This window comes from Mesorhizobium sp. BHbdii, assembly GCF_053848045.1.
The window spans coordinates 1-533 of record NZ_JBSPKX010000119.1; the positions used below are offsets into that span (position 1 = coordinate 1).

Genomic DNA, 533 nt, shown 5'->3' on the forward strand with positions numbered 1-533 from the left:
GAGGCGTTGATGCAGTTCCTTGATTTCAACCCGCATTGCCACACGCAATTTGGCGTCGAGATTCGACAAAGGCTCATCGAATAGAAAGACTTGCGGGTCGCGTACAATGGCGCGTCCCATAGCCACACGCTGGCGCTGTCCCCCCGAAAGCTGTTTTGGGAATCGGTCGAGCAGCTTGCCCAGATCGAGAATTTCAGCCGCCTTTTTCACCTTGGCATCGATCTCGGCTTTCGGCCTACCCTTGATTTTGAGCGAGAAGCCCATGTTGTCGGCGACATTCTTGTGCGGATAGAGCGCGTAATTCTGGAACACCATCGCTATGTCGCGGTCTTTTGGCAGAATGTCGTTCACCACCCTGCCGCCGATGCTGATTTCACCGCCCGATATCGTTTCGAGACCCGCGATCATGCGTAGCAGGGTGGATTTGCCACACCCCGATGGGCCGACCAGGATGACGAATTCGCCATCGGCGATGTCGACATTCACGCCATGAATGACCTGAGCGCTTCCATAGCGCTTGATGATGTTCCTGA

The 533-nt window shown here is 55.2% G+C and carries 1 protein-coding gene; it reads right to left on the bottom strand.

All coding sequences use genetic code 11. The features are described 5' to 3' along the window. A partial coding sequence (locus ACWTU8_RS32165) for an ABC transporter ATP-binding protein (protein ID WP_455851295.1) occupies positions 1 to 525 on the bottom strand: 525 nt, incomplete at its 3' end. Positions 526 to 533: the final 8 nt, after the last annotated feature.